The organism is Marichromatium gracile (assembly GCF_004343155.1).
GTDB classification, from domain to species: domain Bacteria; phylum Pseudomonadota; class Gammaproteobacteria; order Chromatiales; family Chromatiaceae; genus Marichromatium; species Marichromatium gracile.
Genome location: NZ_SMDC01000008.1, coordinates 156978 through 180720, shown reverse-complemented (window position 1 = coordinate 180720; position 23743 = coordinate 156978). Strand labels below are relative to the sequence as shown.

The window sequence follows — 23743 nt, the reverse complement described above, 5'->3', positions numbered from 1 at the left end:
CGCGACACCTCCGGGCGGTGACGGGGATCAGTGACCGGCATGATCGTGCCCTCCCTGCGTCTGGCCCGAGAGCCGGTCGAGTCCGGCGCGCAGGCTCGATTCGGAGTCGAGCAGGAACTGCCCCGAGGTCACCACGCGATCGCCCGCGGCGAGCCCGGAGAGGATCTCGACCTCGCCCTCGCGTCGCATCCCCGCCACCACCTCGACCGGGGCGAAGCGCCCGTCGTCGAGCGCGCGCACCACCCGGGTGGCGGTGCCGGTCTCGATCAGCGCCTCGGCGGGGATCTTCAGCACATCGCGCCTGGGACCGCCGTAGATCACCACCTCGGCGAACATGTTGGGGCGCAGCAGACCCTCGGGGTTGTCGAACACCAACCGCACCCGCAGGGTGCGCGTCTGCGGATCGAGCGCCGGGTAGAGATAGTCGACCTCGCCCTCCCAGCTGCGTCCGGGATAGGCCGGGACCCGGATCTCGGCGCCCTGGCCGGGGGCGATCCAGTCGATCTGGTGCTCGAAGACGTCGACCAGCACCCACACCCGGCTGAGATCGGCGATGGTGTACATGGCATCGGCGGCGGTGACGTACATCCCCTCGCGCGCCTTCATCTCGGTGACCACGCCGTCGATCGGCGCCAGCACCGGCACCGTCTGGCGGGTCTCGCCGCTGCGCTCGATGGCGCGGATGTCGGCCTCGGGGACATCGAGCAGACGGAGGATGTTGCGCGCCTGATCGACCCGCACCCGGGCTACGCCCTCGGGCTGGGGCGCGAGCGCGAGCAGGAAGTCGACCTGCGCGGAGAGGATCTCCGGGGCATAGAGCTCGGCAAGCTCCTGCCCGGCGCTGACCGGCTCGCCGAGGGCGCGCACGCTCAACCCCTCGATCCAGCCCGGCGCGCGCGGGTGGAGATGCGCCAGCCGGGTCTCGTCATAGCTGATCCGGCCCGGGGTGCGGACATACTTCCACAGGGTGCCGCGCTCGACCGTGGCGGTGCGGACCCCGAGCGTCTGCGCCAGCCCCGGGGCGAGCCGCACCTCGGGTCCGCGCCCGGCCAGGGGGTCGAGCGCCTTCTCCACCAGATCCATGCCGCAGATCGGGCAGGTGCCGGGGGCATCGCGCACGATCTGCGGGTGCATCGGGCAGACATAGCGGGTTTCGAGCGGTCGCGCGGCAGGCGCCTCCTCGGCGCCGTGGTCGTGCTCGGCTTGCGCCGGCGGCGGCGTGGTCGTGGGGGCGGCGTCGCAACCGGCAAGCACCACCACCAATAGCGAGATCCAGAGACCGCGCGTCGGCGCGCCGCCTCCGCGGGATGGATGACGTCGATACATGGGTCACACCTCGAGGGACACGCACCGGGCGTGCCCCGCAGACACAGAACTGAATCGGCACGGGGTCGACGGGACCCCGCGATGGATCGGGTCGGTGTCAGTCGGTCCGCGGTGGACGCAGCAGATGCTCGGGGTCGTGCAGATAGAAATGCGCGGGGGGGCGCGGCCGATGCACGGCGCCACGGTCGGCGAGCAGCAGCGGCGGGGTCGCCGGTGGCGCCTGCAGTACGCCGAGGGTGAGCGCCAGCGCGCACTTGGCGCAGTCGAAGGGGGTGCCCCTGTCCACGGGCGCTGCGGGTTGTCGGTCGATCCCGCCCGCAGGCTGGAGGTGGCCGGGACAGGCGACCTCGGTGACGGGCGCACCGAGATGGAGACAATCGAGCGCGCGCGCGGCCACCGTCTGCGCCTGGAAGGCGAGCAGACAGAGCACCAGCAGCAGGGGGAGTGCGCGCCTGGATCGGTTCATGTCGCCTAACGTATCGCTCAGACTCGTCTTTTTCAATCTGTCCCTTTCGTATTGAGCGAACTTCGTCTGCAGGGTCTAGACTTCAAGACGCCGCCCCGATCAATCGGGACGGGTTGCGATGACCGCAGGATGCCGAACGAAAACGCAGGGAGATGGCGTTGGTGACCGGGCCCACACGCGCCGCGGTCGAAGTACACACAGACGGCCAGCAGCCGTCGCGCCGATGACGACCAGAAGGGGGCGAACAGCGGCGATCATGAGCAGGAGCCGTACCATGACGCGACAGAGATCTTCCGTGCAGCCCGGTGTCTGGGACAACACCGGCGCAACCCCTATGGAGGGCGGCGTCAACTTCTGCGTCTTCTCGCGCTACGCCGAGTCCATGGAGCTACTGCTGTTCGAGCGCGCCGACGACACCGAGCCCGACGAGGTCATCGCGCTCGATCCCAGGGTCAACCGGACCTTCTTCTTCTGGCACGTCTTCGTCGAGGACCTGCCCGACGGCACCTATTACAACTGGCGGGTACGCGGACGCTGCGACACCCGCGAGACCGGCTGTCGGCTCGATGGCGACAAGGCGCTGCTCGACCCCTGGGCGACCACCGTCAGCGACCTGCTGTGGGATCGCACCACCGCCTGCCGACCGGGCGACAACACCGCCACCGCGATGCGCGCGCAGGTGGTGCGCGACGGCTATGACTGGGAGGGCGACCATCCGCTGCACATCCCGCTCAATGCCTCGGTGATCTACGAGATGCACGTCGGCGGCTTCACCCGTCACCCCAGCGCCGAGGTCGCGCACCCGGGCAGCTTCCTCGGGGTGATCGAGAAGATCCCCTATCTGCAATCGCTCGGCATCACCCATGTCGAGCTGATGCCGGTGATGGCCTTCGACACCCAGGACGTGCCCCCGGCGACCGCCGCGCGCGGGCTGGAGAACTTCTGGGGTTACAGCACCCACAGCTATTTCGCCCCCCACCCGGGCTTTGCCGTCGATGTCAGTCAGGCCCGCGACGAGTTCCGCAACCTGGTCAAGGCGCTGCATCGGGCCGGCATCGGGGTGATCATGGACGTGGTCTTCAACCACACCGCCGAGGGCGGCGAGGACGGCCCGGTCATCAGCTTCAAGGCGCTCGGCAACGAGATGTACTACCACCTCGACTTCATCGACCGGCGCCGCTATCGCGACTACACCGGTTGCGGCAACACCCTCAACTGCAACCACCCGATCGTCACCCGCTTTCTCATCGACTCGCTGCTCTACTGGAGTCGCGAGATGCACGTCGACGGCTTCCGCTTCGATCTCGCCAGCGCCCTGGCCCGGGGCGAGGACGGCAACCCGCAGTACCATGCCCCGGTGCTCTGGGCCATCGAGCTCTCCCCGGCGCTCAATCGCGCGCACATCATCGCCGAGGCCTGGGACGCCGCCGGGCTCTATCAGGTCGGCGACTTCCCCGGCTACCGCTGGGCGGAATGGAACGGACGCTATCGCGACGTGATCCGCGGCTTCGTGCGCGGCGACCCCGGACTGGTGGCCGAGGTCGCCACCCGCATCGCCGGCTCCAGCGATCTCTACGAGAGCCGCGCCCGGCTGCCGACCAACAGCATCAACTTCGTCTCCTGTCACGACGGCTTCAGCCTCTACGACCTGGTCAGCTACGACCACAAGCACAACGAGGCCAACGGCGAGGACAACCGCGACGGCCATGACCACAACCTGAGCTGGAACTGCGGCGTCGAGGGCCCCACCGACGACCCCGCCATCCTCGCCCTGCGTCGGCGTCAGGCGCGCAACTTCATCGCCATCCTGATGCTCAGCCAGGGGGTGCCGATGCTCCACGCCGGCGACGAACTGCTGCGCACCAAGCAGGGCAACAACAACACCTACTGCCAGAACAACCCGCTCGGCTGGATCGACTGGCGCATGCACGACGACAGCGCCGCCATGCTCGACTTCGTGCGCGCCATGATCGCGCTGCGCCGCCGTCACCCGGCGCTGTGTCGCAACCGCTTCTTCACCGGCGAGCGCGCACCCGGACACGCCCTGCCCGACATCCGCTGGCATGGGGTCGGACTCGAACAGCCGAACTGGGACGCGCCCGGCAACCACGCCCTCGCCTTCACCCTCGACGGACTTGAAGAGGGCGAGTCGCCCCTGCATGTCATGCTCAACATGGGCAGTGAGCCGCTCGAGTTCGCGCTGCCGCCGATCGCCGGCATGACCTGGTACCTGGCGTTGGACACCGCCCGCGAACCCTGGGTGTTCGACCCCGGCGCACAACCGCCGATCGAACAACCGCGGCTGCGTGTGGAGGCGCACGCGGTGGTGGTGCTCGAAGGCTTCTTCCACTGATCACGACTGCCAACGGAGGCGCAACGATGCAACTCGGAATGATCGGACTCGGCCGCATGGGCGCGAACATGGTGCAGCGCCTGCTCGCCGCCGGCCACCAGTGCGTGGTCTACGATCGCGACCCGGCGGCGGTCGCCGCCCTGGTCGAGCACGGCGCGAGCGGCGCGGCGGACATCGCCGAGCTGTGCGCCCAACTCGCCGCCCCCCGCCATGTCTGGATCATGGTCCCGGCGAGCGTGGTCGACTCGGTGATCGACGTGCTCGAACCCCAGCTCGAGGCGGGGGACGCGATCATCGACGGCGGCAACTCCAACTACCGCGACGACATCGCCCATGCCGCACGGCTCGCGCCTGCGGGCATCCACTTCATCGACTGCGGCACCAGCGGCGGGGTGTGGGGACGCGAGCGCGGCTACTGCCTGATGGTCGGCGGCGCCACCGAGGCCGTCGCCCGACTCGAACCCATCCTCGCCGATCTCGCCCCCGGCGTCGGCGACATCCCCCGCACCGCCGGGCGCGAGGGCCCGCCGCGCGGCGCCGAGCTGGGCTATCTCCACTGCGGACCGAGCGGCGCCGGACACTTCGTCAAGATGGTCCACAACGGTATCGAATACGCCCTCATGGCCGCCTATGCCGAGGGCTTCAACCTGCTGCGTCACGCCGGCGCCGGGCGCGCCGAGCGCGCCACCGACGCCGAGACCGCGCCCCTGGCCAACCCCGAGCACTACCAGTACGACATCGACCTGGCCGAGGTCGCCGAGCTGTGGCGGCGCGGCAGCGTGGTCTCCTCCTGGCTGCTCGATCTCACCGCCAACGCGCTCGCCGAGGACGCCGAACTCGGCAACTTCAGCGGACGGGTGTCGGACTCCGGCGAGGGACGCTGGACCAGCATCGCCGCGATCGAGACCGGCACCCCGACCCCGCTGCTCACCACCGCGCTCTACGAGCGCTTCAACTCCCAGGGCGAGGCCGAGTTCGCCAATCGCATCCTCTCGGCGATGCGCTACCAGTTCGGCGGTCACCACGAGAAGTCCGCCTGAGCGCCCGCCCATCAAGGAGCGATCCCCATGCAACAACGACTGACCTCCGACAACGCCCCGCCGGCGCCACCGAACGTGATGATCATCTTCGGCGCCGGCGGCGACCTCACCCGGCGCAAACTGGTCCCGGCGCTCTATCACCTCTCGCGCGGCGGGCTGCTGCCCGAGACCTTCGCGGTGCTCGGGGTCGACCGCCTCGAACTCGACGACGCGGCCTTCCGCGACCGCATGGCCGAGGCGGTGCGCAATCATGTCGGCGCGGCCTGGGACCAGGACGTCTGGGAGCGGCTGTGCGAGCGCATCCACTACATGCGCTGCAACATCACCGAGCGCGAAAGCTATGTCGCGCTCTGCGAGCGGCTCACCCGGATCGACGCCGAGCGCGGCACCGACGGCAACTATCTGTTCTATCTCGCGGTACCGCCGGCGCTGTTCGGCGACATCACCCGGCTGCTCGGCGCCGTCGGCCTCACCACCGAGACCCCGGACGACTGGCGCCGGGTGATCATCGAGAAGCCCTTCGGCGACGACCTGGAGTCGGCCCGGGCGCTCAACCGGCTGCTCCACCAGAACCTCGACGAGGAGCAGATCTATCGCATCGATCACTACCTCGGCAAGGAAACCGTGCAGAACATCATGGTGTTCCGCTTCGCCAACGCCTTCATCGAGCCGCTGTGGAACCGCCAGCACATTGATCACGTGCAGATCACCGTCGCCGAGTCCGTCGGGGTCGAACACCGCGGCGAGTACTACGAAAAGGCCGGCGCGCTGCGCGACATGATCCCCAACCACCTGCTGGTACTGCTCGGCTTCCTGGCGATGGAACCGCCCAACTCGTTCGACTCCGAGGCGGTACGCGACGAGATCAACAAGGTGCTCGACGCACTCCAGCCGCTCACCCCCGAGCAGGTGCTCACCCACGCCGTGCGCGGTCAGTACGGCGAGGGGCGGATGCCGAGCGGCGAACAAGTCCAGGCCTACCGCACCTCGCCCGGGGTGGCGCCCAACTCGCGCACCGAGACCTTCGCCGCGCTCAAGCTCAGCATGGACAACTGGCGCTGGGCCGGGGTGCCCTTCTATCTGCGCACCGGCAAGCGGCTCAACGCCCAGTACACCGAGGTCGTCATCCAGTTCAAGCGCGCCCCCAAGATCATGTTCAAGGACACCGATGTCGACCAGCTCGACCCCGACATGCTGGTGCTGCGCATCCAGCCCAACGAGGGCATCCAGATGAGCTTCGGGGCCAAGGTCCCCGGGCCCAAGATGCGCGTCGGCACCGTCAACATGGACTTCTGCTACGCCGACTACTTCGGCAACGCCCCGGCCACCGGCTACGAAACCCTGATCTACGACTGCATGCACGGTGACGCCACCCTGTTCAAGCACGCCGACACCGTCGAGAAGGGCTGGGAGATCGTCGAGTCGGTACAGGACGTGTGGTCCGCGCTGCCGGCACGCGACTTCCCCAACTACGCCGCCGGCACCTGGGGCCCCGCCGCCGCCGGCGACCTGCTGCGCAACGACGGCCGACGCTGGCGCCGCATCCTCACGCCCGGGGCGGATTCGACGAGTTGAGCGCCAGCGGCTGAAGACGCTTGAACCGTAAAGAAAGCGGCCAGCCTTCAGCAAACAGCCCCCAGTGTAGGTCAGCAGTCAACAGCGGTGGCCACCAATCCTCACTGGAGGCTGATAGAACGTCATGAATCAGGCGTTCCCAAAACCGTGCTAACAGCAATATGTGAAAGATGCTGAGAAATTGGCGCGCGGTTTTAAGACGCCTGAATCAATTATCAGCATTCGCGCCATCAAGTTTTCGATGAACGTATGAAATCATTGATATAGTTACAAAGCGCCTTTCTTTGCTCCCGGCCTACCAGAACTCAGCAAGCGGCATCTAAATCCTGCACATCGAACGGCGAAATTCGCCCCATGTCTTTTCAGGTCGAACGTTGCGGATAAGCCAAATCAAAATGTGTGCAGCTAAAATTCTCATGAATTGCGCAGAAATCGACGCGTGCTTTTTGGAGGCGGCTTGATTCGCTCGCCAGGCATTTTAAATTACCACCTTTATCAACGCATTGCCTTTCTAAGCCGTTCTGAATTTGAGATTTCTTCACCCATTTCTGACAGAACATCCTTAACTGCTTCTTCAAGAGCCTCTGCGATCGCTTTTGCTCCACCCTCACAGGCGCCCCCTGCCGCAGCGCGACCCTCTCCGTCTCCACTTACAGTCTTTCCAAGCTGTCGGCCATTCTTAGTCTCTACTATTACACCTAAAACGACTTCCGCCTCGCTCTCCATGTCTGCGCTCAAAAATCCTGGAATAACCTTAAGATCGACATCCATATCTTCGACCTTTACGATAATCATCGCTTTGGCCCCAGATAAAGAAAGTTGAGTTTGACTAAGAGGTTTTTCAACGCGCTGGATGTTTTCGATTAAATTATCAAGCGTTTTGATAATCGCAGCCTCGATTCCAAACTCAGCATTAACAGGAAATTTGTGCGCTGAACAAGTAAGCCCACTAACTCGAATTTCATCAGAGGCACCTTCAGAATCGACGAAGATTGCAGCCGTTCCTGGCAAGCGCTGGTCATAAGATGAATAAATAGAATACGATGGCTTAATATCTACTGGAACTTGGTATGCACAAGACGCCACAAGAACACTAAAAAAAATAATTACAGCGTAACGACCGAGTTGTTTCATGATTTCAGGAACCTCCATCAGGCATAGAGCGCCATCTCTAAACTAGCCGGGGTTTCTCCAACTACCTTGAACCCATGGCGCTCATAAAAGCGCCTTGCTGGCTCGTTGATTTTGAAAACCTGCAATTTGACTCCGAGATGCTGCTTCGATGAAGAGGAGATAATCCGCTTCAAAATGTTTGCTCCAAGACCCTTCTTTTGATGCTCCGGAGCGATTAAAAGCATTCGGATGTAGAGTTCATCACTATGCTTCTCTACTTGAACATAACCTATCGGTTGACTTTCGCGTAAAACCACCGTTATCTGCTCTGGATCAAAGTGCTCTGAAAAATCATCTTTCTGCCATCGACTATCCCAGCCCCAGATCTGTTCGATGTACCCACCCATCACTGCTTGGTATAGCTCGAACAATTGCGCTTGATCCTCAGGATTTGCAGGTCGGAAGGAATATTCCATTTTCATATTAGTCTTAACGTAAAGCTAACCGGCGTCGCTGGGACGGATCGGTTGCACCAGCGGTTGCGGCGGGCGGAGCGCACGGAGCCGCTTGCGCTGACGCCGCAGATTGAGCTTGAGCGTGCAATACACCCGCCAGACCCGCTTGTGGTTCCAGGGATGTCCGGCGCGGCGCAGCCGCACATGGCGCTTGCGGAAACCGGCGGATGGATGGCGCTCGGCCAGCGCGCTCAGCGCCTTGATCAGCGGCCCGTCGTCACGTGGTGTCCATTCCCCGCGCTAAAGCCTCTAAAGCCTCTAAAGCCTCTAAAGCAAGAGATTCTGATCTTATCGAAACCTATCGGTCAGGGCACTACCCAGAAGTTGGGTTGCCGCTATGCGGCAGCCCAACCTACGGAGCTGGGGTCTGGGAGCTGAAGGCTGGCGGCTCGCGGACGCCGCGTGGACAATCGGGCGATCGTCCAGCCAAGGAGTTCCGCCCATGTCCGATCCCACCCGCCCCCGTCGCGCCCAGCGGGGCGTTCCCGCCGTGTGGATGCGCGGGGGTACCAGCAAGGGGGTGTTCTTCCACGCCGCCGACCTGCCCGCCGATCCTGTCGAGCGCGATGCTTTGCTGCTGCGCGCGCTCGGCAGCCCCGATCCCTACGGGCAGCAGATCGACGGGCTCGGCGGCGCCACCTCGAGCACCAGCAAGGTCGTGCTGATCGCCCCTTCCGAGCGCCCGGACTGCGATGTCGACTACCGCTTCGGCCATGTCTCGATCACCGACCCGGTGATCGACTACAGCGGCAACTGCGGCAACCTCACCGCCGCCGTCGGTCCCTTTGCGATCGAGGAGGGGCTGGTCCGCGCACAGGAGGGGGTGACCGAGGTGCGTATCTGGCAGGCCAATATCGGCAAGCGGATCATCGCCCGGGTGCCGGTACGCGACGGCGAGCCCGTGGTCGACGGCGACTTCCGGCTCGACGGTGTGCCCTGGCCGGGCGCGGCGGTGGAGCTGAGCTTTCTCGACCCCGGAGGCTCGGCCGAGGCGCCGCTGCTGCCTACCGGTCGGGCGTGCGAGCAGATCGAGGTCCCCGGGGTCGGCGTCCTCGCGGTCAGCCTGATCAACGCCGGAAACCCCACGGTATTCGTGCGCGCGGCCGATCTCGGGCTCGACGGGCGCGAGCAGCGCGCGACGATCGACGGCGACCCCGCGCTGCTCGACCGGCTCGAACGCATCCGCGCCCACTGCGCGGTGCGCATGGGGTTGGGCGAGACGCCCGAAGCGGTGAGCCGCGCGCGACCGGCCACCCCCAAGCTCGCCTGGGTCGCGCCCGCCGCCGATTATCGCGACTCGACCGGCGCCAGCGTTCCGGCCACGCGCTGCGACCTGCTCGCCCGCATCCTCTCGATGGGGCGGCTGCACCACGCCTTCACCGGCACCGGCGCGGTGGCGCTGGCGGTCGCCGCCGCCCTCCCCGGCACCCTGGTCAACGCCCTCACCCCCTGGGCCGGCGAGCACGGCGTGCGCCATGTGCGTATCGGTCACCCCGCCGGGGTGCTGGAGGTCGGCGCCGAGGTGGTGCCCGCGGACGCGGGTTGGACGGCGCGCCGCGCGATCATGCGGCGCAGCGCGCGGCGGTTGATGGAGGGTCGGGTGCTGGTGCCCTGGTGAGGGGCCAGGGCCAGTCGGGGGCTGCAGCGGCTCGGTTCGCCTCGACGGCGGGGCCGGATTCGATCGATCCGCCACGCATCGCCCACCGGCGCCAGCGACAGACCGAACTGCTTTCGATGGTTTCGCGCCCGATTGGTTCCGTTGCGTCCACGATCATGCGAGAACCCTTGCGGATACCGGGTCGATTGCGGTGAAATCCATGCCCTGCCGCCAGCGCGCGGCACCCATCTTCGCAACTCCATCACCGAGGTTTGACCATGATCGAGGTTCGCGAGCTCAGTCGCAATTACGGCGAGCTGCAAGCGGTCAGGGAGGTGTCGTTCTCCATCGACCGTGGCGAGATCGTCGGGCTGCTCGGCCACAACGGCGCGGGCAAGACCACCATCATGAAGATGCTGACCGGCTTCCTCGAACCGAGCGCGGGACAGATCCGCGTCGACGGGCTCGACATCGCCGCGCAGCGTCGCGCGATCCAGCGGCGCATCGGCTATCTCCCCGAGAACTGCCCGCTGCCGCCCGAGCTGACGGTGATCGAGGCGCTCGACTACCAGGCCGCGCTGCGCGGCATCGCCACCGCCGAACGCCCACGGAGAATCCGCCGCGCGATCGAGCGCACCGCGCTCGGCGCCAAGGCCGGGGCGACCATCGCCACCCTCTCGCGCGGTTATCGCCAGCGCCTCGGCGTCGCCCAGGCGATCCTCCACGAGCCGGGCATCCTCATCCTCGACGAGCCCACCAACGGGCTCGACCCGGCGCAGATCCAGCACATGCGCGATCTGGTGCGCGAACTCGCCCGCGAGGCGACGGTGATCCTCTCGACCCACATCCTCCAGGAGGTCGAGGCGGTCTGTCATCGGGTGCTGATCATGCACGGTGGCCGGCTCGCGCTCGATCGGCCGCTGGCCGGCATCGGCGGCGCGCCCCGTCTGATGGTCACCCTCGACCGGGGCCCCGACGAGGCGCGCCCGGCGCTCGTCGAGCTGGCCGGGGTCGAGGCGGTCGAGCACCTCGGCGGCGCCGACGGACGCCATCGCTACGCCCTCACCACCGCCGATCCCGACGCCACCGCGCCGAGCGTGGCCGCCGCCATCACCGCGCGCGACTGGCCGCTCCACGCGCTCGCCCCCGAGCATCACGACCTCGAGGCGCTGTTCGGCGCCGTCACCCAGCGGCCCGTGGAGGTGCATCATGGCTGAGACCCTGCGCGTGGCCCGCCGCGAGCTGGCGGCCTTCTTCGGCTCGCCGGTGGCCTATCTCTTCATCGGCGGCTTCCTCGCCGTCTGTCTGTTCGTCTTCTTCTGGGTCGATGCCTTCTTCGCCCGCAACATCGCCGACGTGCGACCGCTGTTCGAGTGGATGCCGATCCTGCTGATCTTCCTCAGCGCCGCGCTGACCATGCGGCTGTGGAGCGAGGAGCGCCGCGCCGGCACCCTCGAGACCCTGCTCACCCTGCCGGTGCCGCTCTACCGGCTGGTGCTCGGCAAGTTCCTCGCCGCGCTCGCGCTGGTCGCCGTGGCCCTGGCGCTGACCCTGCCGCTGCCGCTCACCGTCGCGCTGCTCGGCCCGCTCGACTGGGGCCCGGTGTTCGGCGCCTATCTCGCCACCCTGCTGCTGGCGGCGGCCTATCTCGCGATCGGGCTGTTCGTCTCGGCGCGCACCGACAACCCGATCGTCGCGCTGATCGGCGCGACCCTGATCTGCGCCCTCTTCTACCTGATCGGCGCCGAGACCCTGACCGGGTTGTTCGGCCACGGCGGCGGCGAGCTGCTGCGCCTGCTCGGCACCGGGGCGCGCTTCGACTCCATCACCCGCGGGGTGATCGATCTGCGCGATCTCGCCTACTACCTGAGCATCGTCGGCATCTTCCTCGCCCTCACCGTCCACAGCCTGGAGCGGCTGCGCTGGGCCGAGGACGAGGCCAACCCGCGTCATCACCGGCGCTGGCGGCTGGTCACCCTGCTGGTGGTGGCCAACCTGGTGGCCGCCAACCTGTGGCTCAACGCCATCGGCAACGCCCGCGTCGACCTCACCGAGGGGCGGATCTACTCGATCTCCGAGCCCACCCGCAACTATCTCGCCCAGCTCCAGGAGCCGTTGCTGATCCGCGGCTACTTCAGCGCCGAGACCCATCCGCTGCTCGCCCCGCTGGTGCCGCAACTGCGCGACCTGCTGCGCGAGATCGAGATCGCCGGCGGCGATCGGGTGCGAGTCGAGTTCGTCGATCCCAAGGACCACCCCGATCTCGAACGCGAGGCCGGCGAGCGCTACGGCATCCACCCGGTCGCCTTCCAGAGCGCCGATCGCTACCAGACCTCGGTGGTCAACTCCTACTTCGACCTGCTGGTGCAGTACGGCGATCAGTACCAGACCCTGGGCTTCCAGGACCTGATCGAGGTGAAGGTGCGCGGCGAGTCCGACCTGGAGGTGCGGCTGCGCAACCCCGAGTACGACATCGCCCGCACCATCAAGAAGGTGCTCTACGGCTATCGCGGCGGCGCCGACGTGTTCGCCGGGCTGACCACGCCGGTGACGCTCGAGGCCTTCGTCTCCGCCCCAGAGCGCCTGCCCGAGCCGCTGCCGGCGTTGCGCGATGATCTGGAATCGGTGCTCGCCGAGTTCGCCGAGCGCGCCGACGGGCGCTTCGACTACCGCATCAGCGACCCGGACGCCGGCGACGGCGCCCTGGCCGAGCGCATCGCCAGCGAGTACGGCTTCGAGCCGCTGGTGGTCAGCCTGCTCGACCCGACGCCCTTCTACTTCTACATGATCGTGCGCGCCGGCGAGCAGGTGATCCCGGTGCCGCTGCCCGAGTCGCTCGACCGCGCCGGGCTCGACCGCACCATCACCGCCGCGGTCAAACGCTTCGCCCCGGGGATGCTGCGCACCCTGGCGCTCTACACCCCGCAGCAGGGCCCCAACCGCTTCGGCATGCCCGGTGCCGGCGGCCCCGGCTACAGCCTGCTGCGCGAGCGGTTGCGCGAGGGCTTCAACCTCGTCGACACCGATCTCGGCAGCGGCCAGGTCCCCGACACCACCGATCTGCTGCTGGTGATCGCCCCCGAGTCGCTCGATGAGCGCCAGCGTTTCGCCATCGACCAGTTCCTGATGCAGGGCGGCACGGTGATCCTCGCCGCCTCGCGCTTCGACGTCGATCTCGGCGGCGGCTCGATCGGCGCCCGGCGCATCGACACCGGACTGGAGGACTGGCTCGCCCATCACGGCATCACCCTGGAGCCGAGCCTGGTGCTCGACCCGCGCAACACCCCCTTCCCGATCCCGGTGCAGCGCGACATCGGCGGCTTCCTGGTCGAGGAGATCCAGACCCTCGACTATCCCTACTTCCCCGACGTGCGCGACGACGGGCTCGATGCCGACTCCGGCATCACCGCCAACCTCGGCTGGATCACCATGAACTGGACCTCGCCGATCACCCTCGATGCCGAGGCCGCGACCGGGCGGCGGGTGACGCGACTGCTGGAGAGTTCGGATCGGGCCTGGAGCAGCGACTCGGAGGAGATGCAGCCCGACTTCGACGCCCACGGCGCGCTCGGCTTCGCCCGCGGCGATGACCGGGGCCGCAAGCTGCTCGCCGTCGCCCTCGAGGGTCGCTTCGACTCGCCCTTCGCCGGTCGGCCCTCGCCGCTGCTCGAAGGTAGCGACGACGACACGGCGGCCGACGAGGCCGAGACCGAGGACGCCGCGCCGGTGATCTCGGGCGTGGTCGACAGCTCGCCGGCCTCGGCGCGGCTGATCCTGATCGGCTCGTCGAGCTTCCTCACCGACACCGCCATCGGGCTCGCCACCGACGCCACCCAGACCCACTACCTCAAGCCGGTCGAGCTGATCCAGAACGCCGTCGAGTGGTCGCTGGAGGACCGGGGGCTGCTCGCGCTGCGCGGTCGCGGCCAGTTCAGCCGCACCCTGGCGCCGCTCGACCAGCAGGCACGGGTGTTCTGGGAGGCCATCAACTATCTCGCCGCCCTCGCCGGGTTGGCACTGGTCTATTGGCTGCATCGGATGGCCCGGCGGCGGCGCGCCCGCGCCGCGGCGGCCATCCTCGCCAGCGGAGGTGAAGCACGATGACAACGGCCATCGACATGCGTTGGCGCGCCGATCTGCGCGCGCCCGTGGTGATCGCGCTGGGCGCGTTCCTGGCGCTGCAACTGCTCCTCGCCCTGATCCTCGGGCTCGGCGGCGCCGGGGTCGGCGCCCCCGCCCCGAGCGGCGCGGCGCTCTTCGATCTCGACCCAGAGGCGGTCGCGCGGGTGACCATCGCAGGCCCCGACGACAGCGAGCCGCTGGTGCTCGAACGCGGCGAGGACGGCTGGACCCTCGCCAGCCTCGGCGGCGTGCCGGTGCGCGCGGGTCAGGTCGCGCGCCTGCTCGACACCCTGGGCGCACTGCGCCGCACCCCGCCGATCGCCACCAGCGACGCGGCCCTGGCACGCTTCCGCGTCGCCGACGACGCCTTCGAGCGGCGGCTGGTGCTCGCCGATCAGGCTGGTGAGCCGCTCGCCACACTCTATGCCGGCGACTCGCCCGGCTACCGTCGGCTGTTCGCCCGCCCCGCCGGGGAGACGGCGGTGCTCGACCTGCCGCTCGCCCTCGCCGATCTCTCCAACCGCGCCGAGGACTGGATCGACACCGGACTGCTGCGTGTCGAGCCGGAGCAGATCACCGCCATCGCCGGTGACGGCTGGCGGGTCGCGCGCGACGGCGAGGGCTGGCAACTGGAGGGCGCGACCGAGGGCCGCAGCGCCGACCAGCACGCCATCGACACCCTGGTGCGCAGCGTCGCCAACCTCGGCTACCGCACCCTGCTCGATGCCGGGGCCGAGTCCGGGCTCGACCAGCCGGTGCTCGAACTCGACCTCAGCCTGGAGACGGGCACGCGTCACTACCGCATCGGCGCGCTCGACGACGGCGACTATGCGCTACAGAGCGACCACCTGCCCCATGTCTTCCGGCTCTCCCGCTACGACCTCGGCGAGCTGCTCGACCTGGAGGCCGATGACCTGACGGTCGCACCGGAAGCGCCGACACCGGCGGAGGAGCCCGCGAGCCCGGCAGCGCCGGACAGCGCGCCGCCAGAGACGCCCGCCGAGACGATCTCGACCGAGCCCGCTTCCTCTCCCGCGCAGCCGGACTGATTCGGTCGGCGGTCTCGGGCTCCCCGTCCATCCAGCGTTCGATCGCCGACTCGGCAGCGTTGGTGGACGGGGGGCCAGCCGCCAGCCGGAGAGATTAAACCGCCAAGATACCGTCTTCCCGTCAATCGCCGATCATGCACACCAGCCTCCCCGACTGGAGGCTGGAAGCTGATCGCTGGAAGCTGGACGAGACGTAGGATGGGATGAGTGACCGGGCGCGGACGCCGATCATCGGTATCGGGCCTGTCGGTCACTCACCCCATCGGTCCACACGAGACCGTCATCCATCCTGCGGCACGCCGCGCCTTGGCCAACCAGCGAGCTGGCCGATCGCTCTTTTTCCCTGCCCGAGTCAGGCCCACAAGCGCCGGGGCACCATCCACCGCCCCCGCCCGTCACACCGGTATGCCCTTCGGGTCGCTCGCCCCGAACGAGCGACTTGCGAACGAGTCTTTTACACCCAAAGTGTAAAACCCAACAGCAACCGACCTCGACCGCCATTCCGCCGACCGACCCCGAAGGACGACGCCCCAAGCCCCAGCGACGGCGACACCTCCCCGAGCGGGTTCGACGTCCGATTCGCTCACTCGACTGATGACGCGACATCGGGCACTGCCCCGGGGTCGCATGACGGATCCCGGGCGGGCGTTCGTCCCTCGTCCGGCGCACGCGCGCGCAACGCAAGACCAACCAGAGGAGATTGCAGATGGCTCGATCGCAACATCCGAGGTCGTATCGCACGCATCCGAGGGGACGCCATCGGCGCGGCGCCCTGGGGCTGGGGCTGACGGCGCTGCTCGCGGTCTCGACCGCGGGTGCCGCCGAGCCGCCCAACATCCTGGTGATCTGGGGCGACGACATCGGTCAGTCGAACATCAGCGCCTACACCCACGGACTGGTCGGCTACCAGACGCCCAACATCGACCGCATCGCCGACGAGGGCCTGACCTTCACCGACTACTACGGCGAGCAGTCCTGCACCGCCGGGCGCTCGTCGTTCATCACCGGCCAGAGCGTGTTCCGCACCGGGCTCTCGAAGGTCGGGCTGCCGGGGGCCGAGGAAGGCATGCACGAGGCCGACCCGACCATCGCCGGGCTGCTCAAGGCGCAGGGCTACGCCACCGGCCAGTTCGGCAAGAACCACCTCGGCGACCGCGACGAGCACCTGCCGACCAACCACGGCTTCGACGAGTTCCTCGGCAATCTCTACCACCTCAACGCCGAGGAGGAGCCGGAGAACCTCGACTATCCCAAGGACCCGGCCTTCCGCGAGCGCTTCGGACCACGCGGCGTGATCCACGCCTGGGCCCTGCCCGACGGCACCCAGAAGATCGAGGACACCGGCCCGCTGACCAAGGCGCGGATGGAGACCATCGACGACGAGACCGTCGCCCGCGCGCTCGGCTTCATCGAGGAGCAGACCAAGGCGGGCAAGCCCTGGTTCGTGTGGTGGAACGGCACCCGCATGCACTTTCGCACCCACGTCAAGGACGAGCTGCGCGGCATCTCCGGGCAGGACGAGTACGCCGACGGCATGGTCGAGCACGACATGCACGTCGGCCAGCTGCTCGACAAGCTCGACGAGCTGGGCATCGCCGACAACACCCTGGTGTTCTACTCCACCGACAACGGCCCGCACTACAACACCTGGCCGGACGCGGCGGCGACCCCCTTCCGCGGCGAGAAGAACACCAACTGGGAGGGCGGCTGGCGGGTGCCGGCGATGGTGCGCTGGCCGGGCCGGATCGAGCCCGGAACCTGGAGCAACGCCATCGTCCACCACATGGACTGGCTGCCGACGCTGCTCGCGATCGCCGGCGAGCCCGGCATCAAGGAGCAACTGCTCGAAGGCTATCAGGCGATCGGGCGCGACTACCGGGTCCATCTCGACGGCTACGACATCCTGCCGCTGCTCACCGGCGAGACCGCGGACACGCCGCGCCACGAGATCTTCTACTTCTCCGACGACGGCGACCTGACCGCACTGCGCTACGACGACTGGAAGATCCTCTTCATGGAGCAGAAGAGCCCGGGCACGCTGCGGGTGTGGATGGAGCCCTTCGTGCCGCTGCGGGTGCCGCTGATCGAGAACCTGCGGCGTGATCCGTACGAGCGCGCGACCATCACCTCCAACACCTATCACGACTGGCAGCTCGACCGCGCCTTCCTGCTGGTGCCGGCACAGGCCTATGTGGCGAACTTCCTGGAGACCTTCCAGGAGTTCCCGCCACGCCAGGAGGCGGCGAGCTTCAGTCTCGACAAGGTGATGGAGACCATGCTGACCCCGGGCGCGCACTAGGCGCCGCACCGGTGCGCGGGGACCGCGGCGTCCCCGCGCGCGCCGATCCTTCTCGACCCGAGGAGCCACGGATGTCCCCAATTCGTCCCCGGATCACCACCGCCCTGCTGACCGGCTGCGTCCTCGCCAGCGCCTCCAGCACCGCCGAGGAGACCCACTACCGCGCCAGCCTCTATCTCTGGGGCGCCGGCATCGAGGGCGAGACCGCCCGCGGCGCCGAGCTCGACGTCGGCTTCGACACCCTGATCCGCAACCTCGATCTCGCCTTCATGGGCGCCCTGGAGGCCAGACGCGGACCCTGGACGCTGATCGGCGACGTCGTCTATCTCAACGTCAGCGCCGAGGGTGGCGCGACCCTGCCGATCGGCGGCGGTCCTCGGGTCGATGCCGAACTCGGCACCAAGGGCTGGATCCTCGACCTGAGCGGCGCATACCGGCTGGTCGAGCGCGAGCGCCTCCAGCTCGACCTGCTCGCCGGGGTGCGGCGGCTCGATCTGGAGATCGACTTCTCGAACACGATTCCCGGAACCCGCGAGCGCCGCGCCTCGCAGGGCGCCTGGGATCTGATCGGCGGGTTGCGCGGACGGATCACGCTCGATCAGCGCTGGTCACTGCCCTGGCGGGTCGGTCTCGGCGCCGGCCAGTCGGACCTCGCCTGGCAGGCGCTCGGCGGGATCAGCTATCGCCGCGAGGCGCTCGCCGTCTCGCTGCTCTATCGCCATCTCGCCTGGTCGTTCGACGACGAGCGGCTCGACCACATCCGCTTCAGCGGTCCGATGCTCGCCGCGAGCTGGCACTTCTGACCCGACAACCACCCAGGAAGGATCCCCACCATGCGTCCGCGCCTGCTACTCGCCTGCCTGCTCCTGCCCACGCTCGCGCTCGCCGACCCGCTGCCCTCGTGGCGGGCGGGCGCGCTCAAGACCTCGATCATCGGGTTCGTCGATGCCGTCACCACCCCGGGAGCGGACTTCGTCCCGGCCGAGGCGCGCATCGCGGTCTTCGACAACGACGGCACCCTGTGGGTCGAGCAACCGGTCTACACCCAGCTGGTGTTCGCCGCCGACCGGGTACGAGCACTCGCCCCGTCACACCCGCAGTGGTCGACCCAGCCGCCCTTCGACGCGGTCCTCGCGGACGATCTCGACGCACTCGCCGAGGCAGGGCACCACGCCATCCTCGAACTGGTCGCCGCCACCCACACCGGGCTGTCCAGCGCCGAGTTCGCCGCACTGGTGAGCGCCTGGATCGCCGAGGCGCACCACCCGCGCTTCGACCGGCGCTACACCGACCTCGTCTACCAACCGATGCTGGAGCTGCTCGCCTATCTGCGCGCCGAAGGCTTCAAAACCTTCATCGTCTCCGGCGGCGGCATCGACTTCATGCGCCCCTGGACCGAGGCCGTCTACGGCATCCCGCCCGAGCAGGTGATCGGCTCGCAGATCGAGCTGGTCTACGAGATCGGCGACAACGGCCAGCCCCGGCTGATGCGCCGACCCGAGATCGGCTTCGTCGACGACAAGGCCGGCAAGCCGGTCGGCATCGCCCGTCACATCGGTCGCCGCCCGATCCTCGCCGTCGGCAACTCCGACGGCGACTACCAGATGCTCGACTGGACCACCAGCGGCGACGGTCCCCGGCTCGGCCTGCTGATCCACCACGACGACCCCGAGCGCGAATACGCCTATGACCGCGACAGCGCCATCGGTCGGCTCGACCAGGCGCTCGACGACGCCGAGGGCAAGGGCTGGCGACTGGTGTCGATGCGCGAGGACTGGCTGCGGGTGTTCCCGGCGGCGCCGAGCACGCCGCGCTGATGTCGCCGACGCGCGCGCTCGCGCTGTTCGTCGTGCTGCTCGCGCCGACGGCGAGCCCGGCGCGCTCGCCCGGGCATGTCGGCGTCGCCGTCTGCGCCGAGTGCCACCCCGCCGAGACCGCGCGCTGGCGCGGCTCGCACCACGATCTGGCGATGACCGAGGCGAGCGAGCAGACGGTGCTCGGCGACTTCGCCGACGCCCGCATCGAGGTGCACGGCGTCACCAGCCGCTTCTTCCGTCGCGATGGCGGCTTCTACGTCGACACCGAGGGGCCGGACGGCGCGATCCACACCTATCGCATCGACTACACCTTCGGCTGGTGGCCGCTGCAGCAATACCTCATCGCCTTCCCCGGCGGTCGTCTCCAGCCCCTCGGCATCGCCTGGGACGCGCGCGCGCCAGAGGACGGCGGCCAGCGCTGGTTCCATCTCTACCCCGACACCCCGCTCACCCCCGAGCACCCGCTGCACTGGACCAGCCGCGACCAGACCTGGAACCACCAGTGCGCCGAGTGTCACTCGACCGGCCTGCGCAAGGGCTACGACCTCGCCGAGGACCGCTACCACACCACCTGGTCGGAGATCGACGTCACCTGCGAGGCCTGTCACGGCGCGGGCGCGACACACGTCGCCGAGGCCCGCGCGGTCGCTGCCGGACCCGGCCAGTGGAGCGCGACCAAGGGGCTGCGCGTCGACCTCGGCGACCGCGACGGCGGGCACTGGGTGATCGACCCCGAGCACGGCCTGCCCAGACGCACGGTGGCGCGCACCGCGCAGCACGAACTCGACACCTGCGCCCGCTGTCACGCCCGGCGCGGCCTGATCCACGAGGACCCGACACCCGGCCAGCCGCTCGGCCAGACCCACCGTCTCGCCCTGCTCGAACCCGGGCGCTACCACCCCGACGGCCAGATCCTCGACGAGGTCTTCGTCCACGGCTCCTTCATCCAGAGCCGCATGTACCGGCACGGCGTGACCTGCAGCGACTGTCACGACCCGCACGACCTCCAGCCACACGCGCCGGGCAATGCGGTCTGCGCCCGCTGCCACACGGCGACGCGCTACGACGCCCCGGCGCACCATCATCACCCCGCAGGCTCCAGCGGCGCGGCCTGCGTCGCCTGTCACATGCCGCAGCGCCGCTACATGGTGATCGACGAGCGCGCCGACCACAGCCTGCGCATCCCCCGCCCCGACCTCAGCCGCACCCTCGGCACCCCCAACGCCTGCAACCAGTGTCACCAGGACCGCGATCCGACCTGGGCCGAGGCGGCGCTGGCGCGCTGGTACGGCACGCGGCCCGAGCGAGCGTCCCACTTCGGCGAGGTCCTCCACGCCGGTCGCCACGACCCGCGCGCCGCCGAGCCGCGCCTGCTCCGGCTCGCCGCCGACCGCGACCAACCGGCGATCGCCCGGGCCAGCGCGCTCGACCTGCTGCGCGGCGCGCCCGATCCACTGCGCGAGCTGACCCTGCGCCGCCTGCTCGACGACCCCGACCCCCTGGTGCGCGCAGCGGCGCTGGACGCACTCGCCGGCGCCGATGCCGCGACCCTGCGCGCCCTGGCGCTGCCCCGGCTCGACGACCCGGTGCGCGCGGTGCGCATGATCGCCGCGCGCCGCGTCGCGCCGCTCGCCGCCACGCCCCGCGACGCCGCCGAGGCACGACGACTGGAACAGGCGCTCGACGACTATCGCGCCACCCAACTGGCCACCGCCGAGCGGCCCGAGTCACACCTCAACATCGGCCTGCTCGAACTCGACGCCCGCCGCCCCGAGGCCGCCGAACGCGCCTATCGCACCGCGCTGCGGCTCGATCCCGGCTTCGTCCCAGGTTATGTCAACTTGGCCGACCTCCAACGCGCACTCGGTCGGGACGCAGAGGCCGAGCGCACCCTCCGCCAGGGGCTCGCCCAACGCCCCGAGGCCGCCACCCTGCACCACGCGCTCGGCCTCGCGCTGATCCGCCAACAGCGCTGGCCCGCCGCGGTCGAGGCACTCGGCCACGCCGCCCGCCTCGCCCCCGACAACGCACGCCATGCCTATGTCCTCGGGCTCGCTCAGGCCCGCGCCGGCGAGCCGGAGACCGCACTCGCCACCCTGCGCGCCGCCCAGCGTCGTCACCCGGAGGATCGCGACCTGCTGGTCGCCATCGTCGACCTCGCCCGCCGTCACGGCGAACATCAACTGGCGCTCGACTATGCGGCCAAGCTGCAGCGGCTCGGGCCGCCCTGAGCCGACCTGTACACACAGGGCTTCCACCACACCAAAAGGGTGGTATAGACTCGAGTGGAAGCCACATCCAGGGCCCGCGAAGATCGCCGGACCGCGTCGGTCAGCAACCTGGGCGTGCAAGGACCGAAGCGCCGTGGACGCCGAGAACACCCATCAGGTCTTCGACTGGCTCTGGACCTCAGGCCAGCTCTCCGAGGCCGACATCGCCGCCCTGCCCCGGCTGGGTGTCGACACCGTCATCAACCTCGCCCCACCCACCGCCCACAACGCCCTCCCCGGCGAGGCCGAACGCATCACCGCGCTCGGGCTGAGCTACATCCAGATCCCCGTCGACTGGGAACAGCCACAGGTCTCCGACTACCAGACCTTCTCCGTCTTGCTGCGCGCGTTGCAGCGAGAGGGCCGTCACGTCTGGGTGCACTGCGCGCGGAACATGCGGGTGAGTGCGTTTGTTTATCTGTATCGGCGGATTGAGTTGGGTGAGGCTGAGGAGGTGGCGAGGTTTCCGATGCGGGAGGTTTGGGTGGGGGATGGGGTTTGGGGGGAGTTTATTGTGTCATTTGCGAAAGGCATTGACTGATAAGTAGTCTGATGAAAATTTAGAGGCTCCACCAAGCGCTCCCAGCTCAGTCAGCTGCGATCGCAAATTTACAATGGCCCACCCCATCGCCTCCCCAGGACGTTACCTATGAGTATACGCTTTGCTAACCGTGCTATTTTGGTGTTGGAATCGCCTTGGGAACTTGACGAGAGGGATGCAAATCGCAGCAGCGTTATTCCTTTCGTTGAAGGAGTAGCAAAGCTAACCGGTGATACCGATGTGCATTATGCAAATTTTTATGATTTAAAAAGCTTTGATAAAGCACTGGAATGTCTCTGCAAGGGAAACCTTGAAAGCAGGATAGTCTACATAGCTGCGCACGGTGAAGGCAAAAATATTGCTGGAGTACCGATGCTCAGTTTGCTGCTACGTATCGCATCGCGCTCGAGACGCCACCGAATCGATGGCGTACTCATTGGTAGCTGCTTCGTTGGTCAGAACTCAACCACTATGGAAGTATGCATTGAAGAATCTCGACTCCGCTGGTGTGTAGGATATACAGCTGCAACCTACTGGCTAGATGGAACCCTGATCGACTGCAGGCTGCTGGCCGAGTTGTCTCAACTCGAAGACGAAGATTTTGAGGATAGAAATTCTGTTGTTAGCGCTATAGCTAGAGCCCTGAGCCTCTTTGACCCTAAGGCTGAAATTGGCAACGATAAATATATGAATAGCGTAAATCTGAGGGACGGAATGAGCTTTGTGCTGCAATTGCGCGGGCGTGGACAACGTGCTCGAGACGTTACCAACGAGGTCTGGAAATATATCGATGACTTTTCGCATGAAAGTTAAGGTAGTGCCCTGACTGATAGGATTTTGAATCGCTCGATGTTTTTGAGCTTTCCCGCAATGAATCACACGCACATCGTAGCGTTGTAGTGATGAATGAAGTTTCAGAGTGCACCTAGATGGTTTTCCTGGTTCTTCGAGAACGTGAGCGACTTTCTCACCAAGCCGGAGATACGCTGCCGGATTGTACCGTTGAACCGTTCGATGTGGTTGGTTTCCCCTTGGGACTTCGCACTGGGGTAATGTCGATGTGCTGGGATGATCCGCGCATAGGCGCTCCAGAAATCTGTGTAGACGGGAGCGGAAGTCTGATATTGCGCTGGGATGGAGTCCCACAGAGCCTGTGCGGGTCGCTCCGTACGATCGCCAACATTGACCCCGACGATACGCCGGGTCAGGCGATCCATGGCGAGCCATATCCATTGTTTGCTCAGGCGTTTTCCGACAAAGGACCACAGCTCGTCGTACTCTAGGATCACTCCCTAGGGTGTGGTGTTTTTTTTAGCGTGACCTGACGAGGAACCTTTTTTTACTTCTCGTTTACGTAGTCTGCAGCCAAGCCTCGGAGACCTTCACCGCACGGGCAATTCCGGCCAGGGAGATTTTTTCCAGCAGCAACCGATCGATCAGTTCGCGGGTTTCCTGAGAAACCTGGCCCTTGGCAGGATGGAGAACGAACTGGCGACCGCAATCTTGACACTTGTACAACTGCTTTTTCAGCCGGTTGAATCCATTTTTGGTCACATGGTTGGAGTGACACTGCGGGCATGTCAGATACATCTTTTTCATCCTTAAAGAAAGATGATTCTGATTTTATCTAAACTATCGGTCAGGGCGCCACCCCTATTCA

General features: G+C 67.1%; 18 protein-coding genes and 1 pseudogene. 13 read left to right on the top strand and 6 right to left on the bottom strand.

Annotated features, from left to right (window positions below; genetic code table 11):
• Nucleotides 1-27: 27 nt before the first annotated feature.
• Both EDC29_RS12390 and EDC29_RS12385 read right to left on the bottom strand, forming a co-directional pair.
• Complete coding sequence (locus EDC29_RS12390) at nt 28-1326, bottom strand: efflux RND transporter periplasmic adaptor subunit (protein WP_132230124.1); 1299 nt, start codon at nt 1324-1326, stop codon at nt 28-30.
• 97 nt (nt 1327-1423) lie between these two features.
• Nucleotides 1424-1792 carry a hypothetical protein gene (locus EDC29_RS12385; RefSeq protein ID WP_132230122.1) on the bottom strand — a complete coding sequence of 123 codons (369 nt, stop codon included), beginning with the start codon at nt 1790-1792 and terminating at the stop codon, nt 1424-1426.
• Between the two features lie 274 nt (nt 1793-2066).
• Between EDC29_RS12385 and glgX the strand changes: the two genes are divergently transcribed.
• From glgX to zwf, 3 genes are read left to right on the top strand one after another with little or no spacing between them, the layout of a single operon-like run.
• Entirely contained in the window at nt 2067-4145 is a 2079-nt protein-coding gene (gene glgX, locus EDC29_RS12380) for a glycogen debranching protein GlgX (RefSeq protein WP_123141602.1), read from the top strand.
• Nucleotides 4146-4171: 26 nt separating this feature from the next.
• Entirely contained in the window at nt 4172-5185 is a 1014-nt protein-coding gene (gnd, locus tag EDC29_RS12375) for a phosphogluconate dehydrogenase (NAD(+)-dependent, decarboxylating) (RefSeq protein ID WP_123141601.1), read from the top strand.
• A 27-nt stretch (nt 5186-5212) separates the two neighbouring features.
• The gene (gene zwf, locus EDC29_RS12370; protein ID WP_123143143.1) at nt 5213-6760 is read left to right on the top strand and encodes a glucose-6-phosphate dehydrogenase; all 1548 of its coding nucleotides are present in this window, start codon (nt 5213-5215) and stop codon (nt 6758-6760) included.
• A 495-nt stretch (nt 6761-7255) separates the two neighbouring features.
• Here the strand turns inward: zwf and EDC29_RS12365 are convergent, their stop codons facing one another.
• Genes EDC29_RS12365 through EDC29_RS17690 form a run of 3 tightly spaced genes read right to left on the bottom strand, consistent with a single transcriptional unit; the run spans nt 7256 to nt 8583 of the window.
• Nucleotides 7256-7894, bottom strand: a complete 639-nt coding sequence (locus tag EDC29_RS12365; protein WP_165913511.1) for a hypothetical protein — start codon at nt 7892-7894, stop codon at nt 7256-7258.
• Between the two features lie 17 nt (nt 7895-7911).
• Nucleotides 7912-8349 (bottom strand): GNAT family N-acetyltransferase, encoded by a 438-nt coding sequence (locus tag EDC29_RS12360; protein ID WP_165913510.1) that lies wholly within the window; start codon nt 8347-8349, stop codon nt 7912-7914.
• Nucleotides 8350-8373: 24 nt separating this feature from the next.
• Nucleotides 8374-8583, bottom strand: coding sequence for an IS3 family transposase (locus EDC29_RS17690; RefSeq protein WP_424960599.1), 210 nt, complete (start codon nt 8581-8583; stop codon nt 8374-8376).
• Between the two features lie 247 nt (nt 8584-8830).
• On the opposite strand from EDC29_RS17690, the gene prpF reads away from it, so the two are divergent.
• The 10 genes from prpF (at nt 8831) to EDC29_RS12305 (ending at nt 22896) form a co-directional block, all read left to right on the top strand.
• Nucleotides 8831-10006 (top strand): 2-methylaconitate cis-trans isomerase PrpF, encoded by a 1176-nt coding sequence (gene prpF, locus EDC29_RS12350; protein ID WP_132230116.1) that lies wholly within the window; start codon nt 8831-8833, stop codon nt 10004-10006.
• A gap of 257 nt (nt 10007-10263) precedes the next feature.
• Entirely contained in the window at nt 10264-11202 is a 939-nt protein-coding gene (locus EDC29_RS12345) for an ABC transporter ATP-binding protein (RefSeq protein WP_132230114.1), read from the top strand.
• Nucleotides 11195-14089: a Gldg family protein gene (locus EDC29_RS12340; RefSeq protein ID WP_132230112.1), complete on the top strand. Its 2895-nt coding sequence runs from the start codon at nt 11195-11197 to the stop codon at nt 14087-14089. The genes EDC29_RS12345 and EDC29_RS12340 overlap by 8 nt, the downstream gene beginning before the upstream one ends.
• Nucleotides 14086-15156, top strand: a complete 1071-nt coding sequence (locus EDC29_RS12335) for a DUF4340 domain-containing protein (protein WP_132230111.1) — start codon at nt 14086-14088, stop codon at nt 15154-15156. The genes EDC29_RS12340 and EDC29_RS12335 overlap by 4 nt, the downstream gene beginning before the upstream one ends.
• 706 nt (nt 15157-15862) lie before the next feature.
• Nucleotides 15863-17455 (top strand): arylsulfatase, encoded by a 1593-nt coding sequence (locus EDC29_RS12330; RefSeq protein ID WP_190288045.1) that lies wholly within the window; start codon nt 15863-15865, stop codon nt 17453-17455.
• A gap of 71 nt (nt 17456-17526) precedes the next feature.
• Entirely contained in the window at nt 17527-18258 is a 732-nt protein-coding gene (locus EDC29_RS12325; protein ID WP_132230109.1) for a hypothetical protein, read from the top strand.
• A 30-nt stretch (nt 18259-18288) separates the two neighbouring features.
• Nucleotides 18289-19272, top strand: coding sequence for an HAD family hydrolase (locus EDC29_RS12320; protein WP_132230107.1), 984 nt, complete (start codon nt 18289-18291; stop codon nt 19270-19272).
• A complete protein-coding gene (locus tag EDC29_RS12315) occupies nt 19272-21503 on the top strand; it encodes a tetratricopeptide repeat protein (RefSeq protein WP_132230105.1) in 2232 nt (743 codons plus the stop codon). Before EDC29_RS12320 ends, EDC29_RS12315 begins: the two co-directional genes overlap by 1 nt.
• A gap of 133 nt (nt 21504-21636) precedes the next feature.
• On the top strand, nt 21637-22083 hold the full coding sequence (locus EDC29_RS12310; RefSeq protein ID WP_132230103.1) for a protein tyrosine phosphatase family protein: 447 nt from the start codon (nt 21637-21639) through the stop codon (nt 22081-22083).
• 108 nt (nt 22084-22191) lie between these two features.
• Complete coding sequence (locus EDC29_RS12305) at nt 22192-22896, top strand: hypothetical protein (protein ID WP_132230101.1); 705 nt, start codon at nt 22192-22194, stop codon at nt 22894-22896.
• 101 nt (nt 22897-22997) lie between these two features.
• Here the strand turns inward: EDC29_RS12305 and EDC29_RS12300 are convergent.
• A pseudogene (locus EDC29_RS12300) lies at nt 22998-23682 on the bottom strand (IS1 family transposase).
• Nucleotides 23683-23743 lie beyond the last annotated feature (61 nt).

Bases quoted from the DNA above. Each gene is read 5' to 3' on its own strand.
- EDC29_RS12345 (WP_132230114.1), top strand. From the start codon at position 10,264: ATGATCGAGGTTCGCGAGCTCAGTCGCAATTACGGCGAGCTGCAAGCG.
- EDC29_RS12305 (WP_132230101.1), top strand. From the start codon at position 22,192: ATGAGTATACGCTTTGCTAACCGTGCTATTTTGGTGTTGGAATCGCCT.
- EDC29_RS12360 (WP_165913510.1), bottom strand. From the start codon at position 8,349: ATGGAATATTCCTTCCGACCTGCAAATCCTGAGGATCAAGCGCAATTG.
- EDC29_RS12385 (WP_132230122.1), bottom strand. From the start codon at position 1,792: ATGAACCGATCCAGGCGCGCACTCCCCCTGCTGCTGGTGCTCTGTCTG.
- prpF (WP_132230116.1), top strand. From the start codon at position 8,831: ATGTCCGATCCCACCCGCCCCCGTCGCGCCCAGCGGGGCGTTCCCGCC.
- gnd (WP_123141601.1), top strand. From the start codon at position 4,172: ATGCAACTCGGAATGATCGGACTCGGCCGCATGGGCGCGAACATGGTG.
- EDC29_RS12335 (WP_132230111.1), top strand. From the start codon at position 14,086: ATGACAACGGCCATCGACATGCGTTGGCGCGCCGATCTGCGCGCGCCC.
- zwf (WP_123143143.1), top strand. From the start codon at position 5,213: ATGCAACAACGACTGACCTCCGACAACGCCCCGCCGGCGCCACCGAAC.
- EDC29_RS12340 (WP_132230112.1), top strand. From the start codon at position 11,195: ATGGCTGAGACCCTGCGCGTGGCCCGCCGCGAGCTGGCGGCCTTCTTC.
- EDC29_RS12330 (WP_190288045.1), top strand. From the start codon at position 15,863: ATGGCTCGATCGCAACATCCGAGGTCGTATCGCACGCATCCGAGGGGA.
- EDC29_RS12390 (WP_132230124.1), bottom strand. From the start codon at position 1,326: ATGTATCGACGTCATCCATCCCGCGGAGGCGGCGCGCCGACGCGCGGT.
- EDC29_RS12365 (WP_165913511.1), bottom strand. From the start codon at position 7,894: ATGAAACAACTCGGTCGTTACGCTGTAATTATTTTTTTTAGTGTTCTT.
- EDC29_RS12315 (WP_132230105.1), top strand. From the start codon at position 19,272: ATGTCGCCGACGCGCGCGCTCGCGCTGTTCGTCGTGCTGCTCGCGCCG.
- EDC29_RS12320 (WP_132230107.1), top strand. From the start codon at position 18,289: ATGCGTCCGCGCCTGCTACTCGCCTGCCTGCTCCTGCCCACGCTCGCG.
- glgX (WP_123141602.1), top strand. From the start codon at position 2,067: ATGACGCGACAGAGATCTTCCGTGCAGCCCGGTGTCTGGGACAACACC.
- EDC29_RS12325 (WP_132230109.1), top strand. From the start codon at position 17,527: ATGTCCCCAATTCGTCCCCGGATCACCACCGCCCTGCTGACCGGCTGC.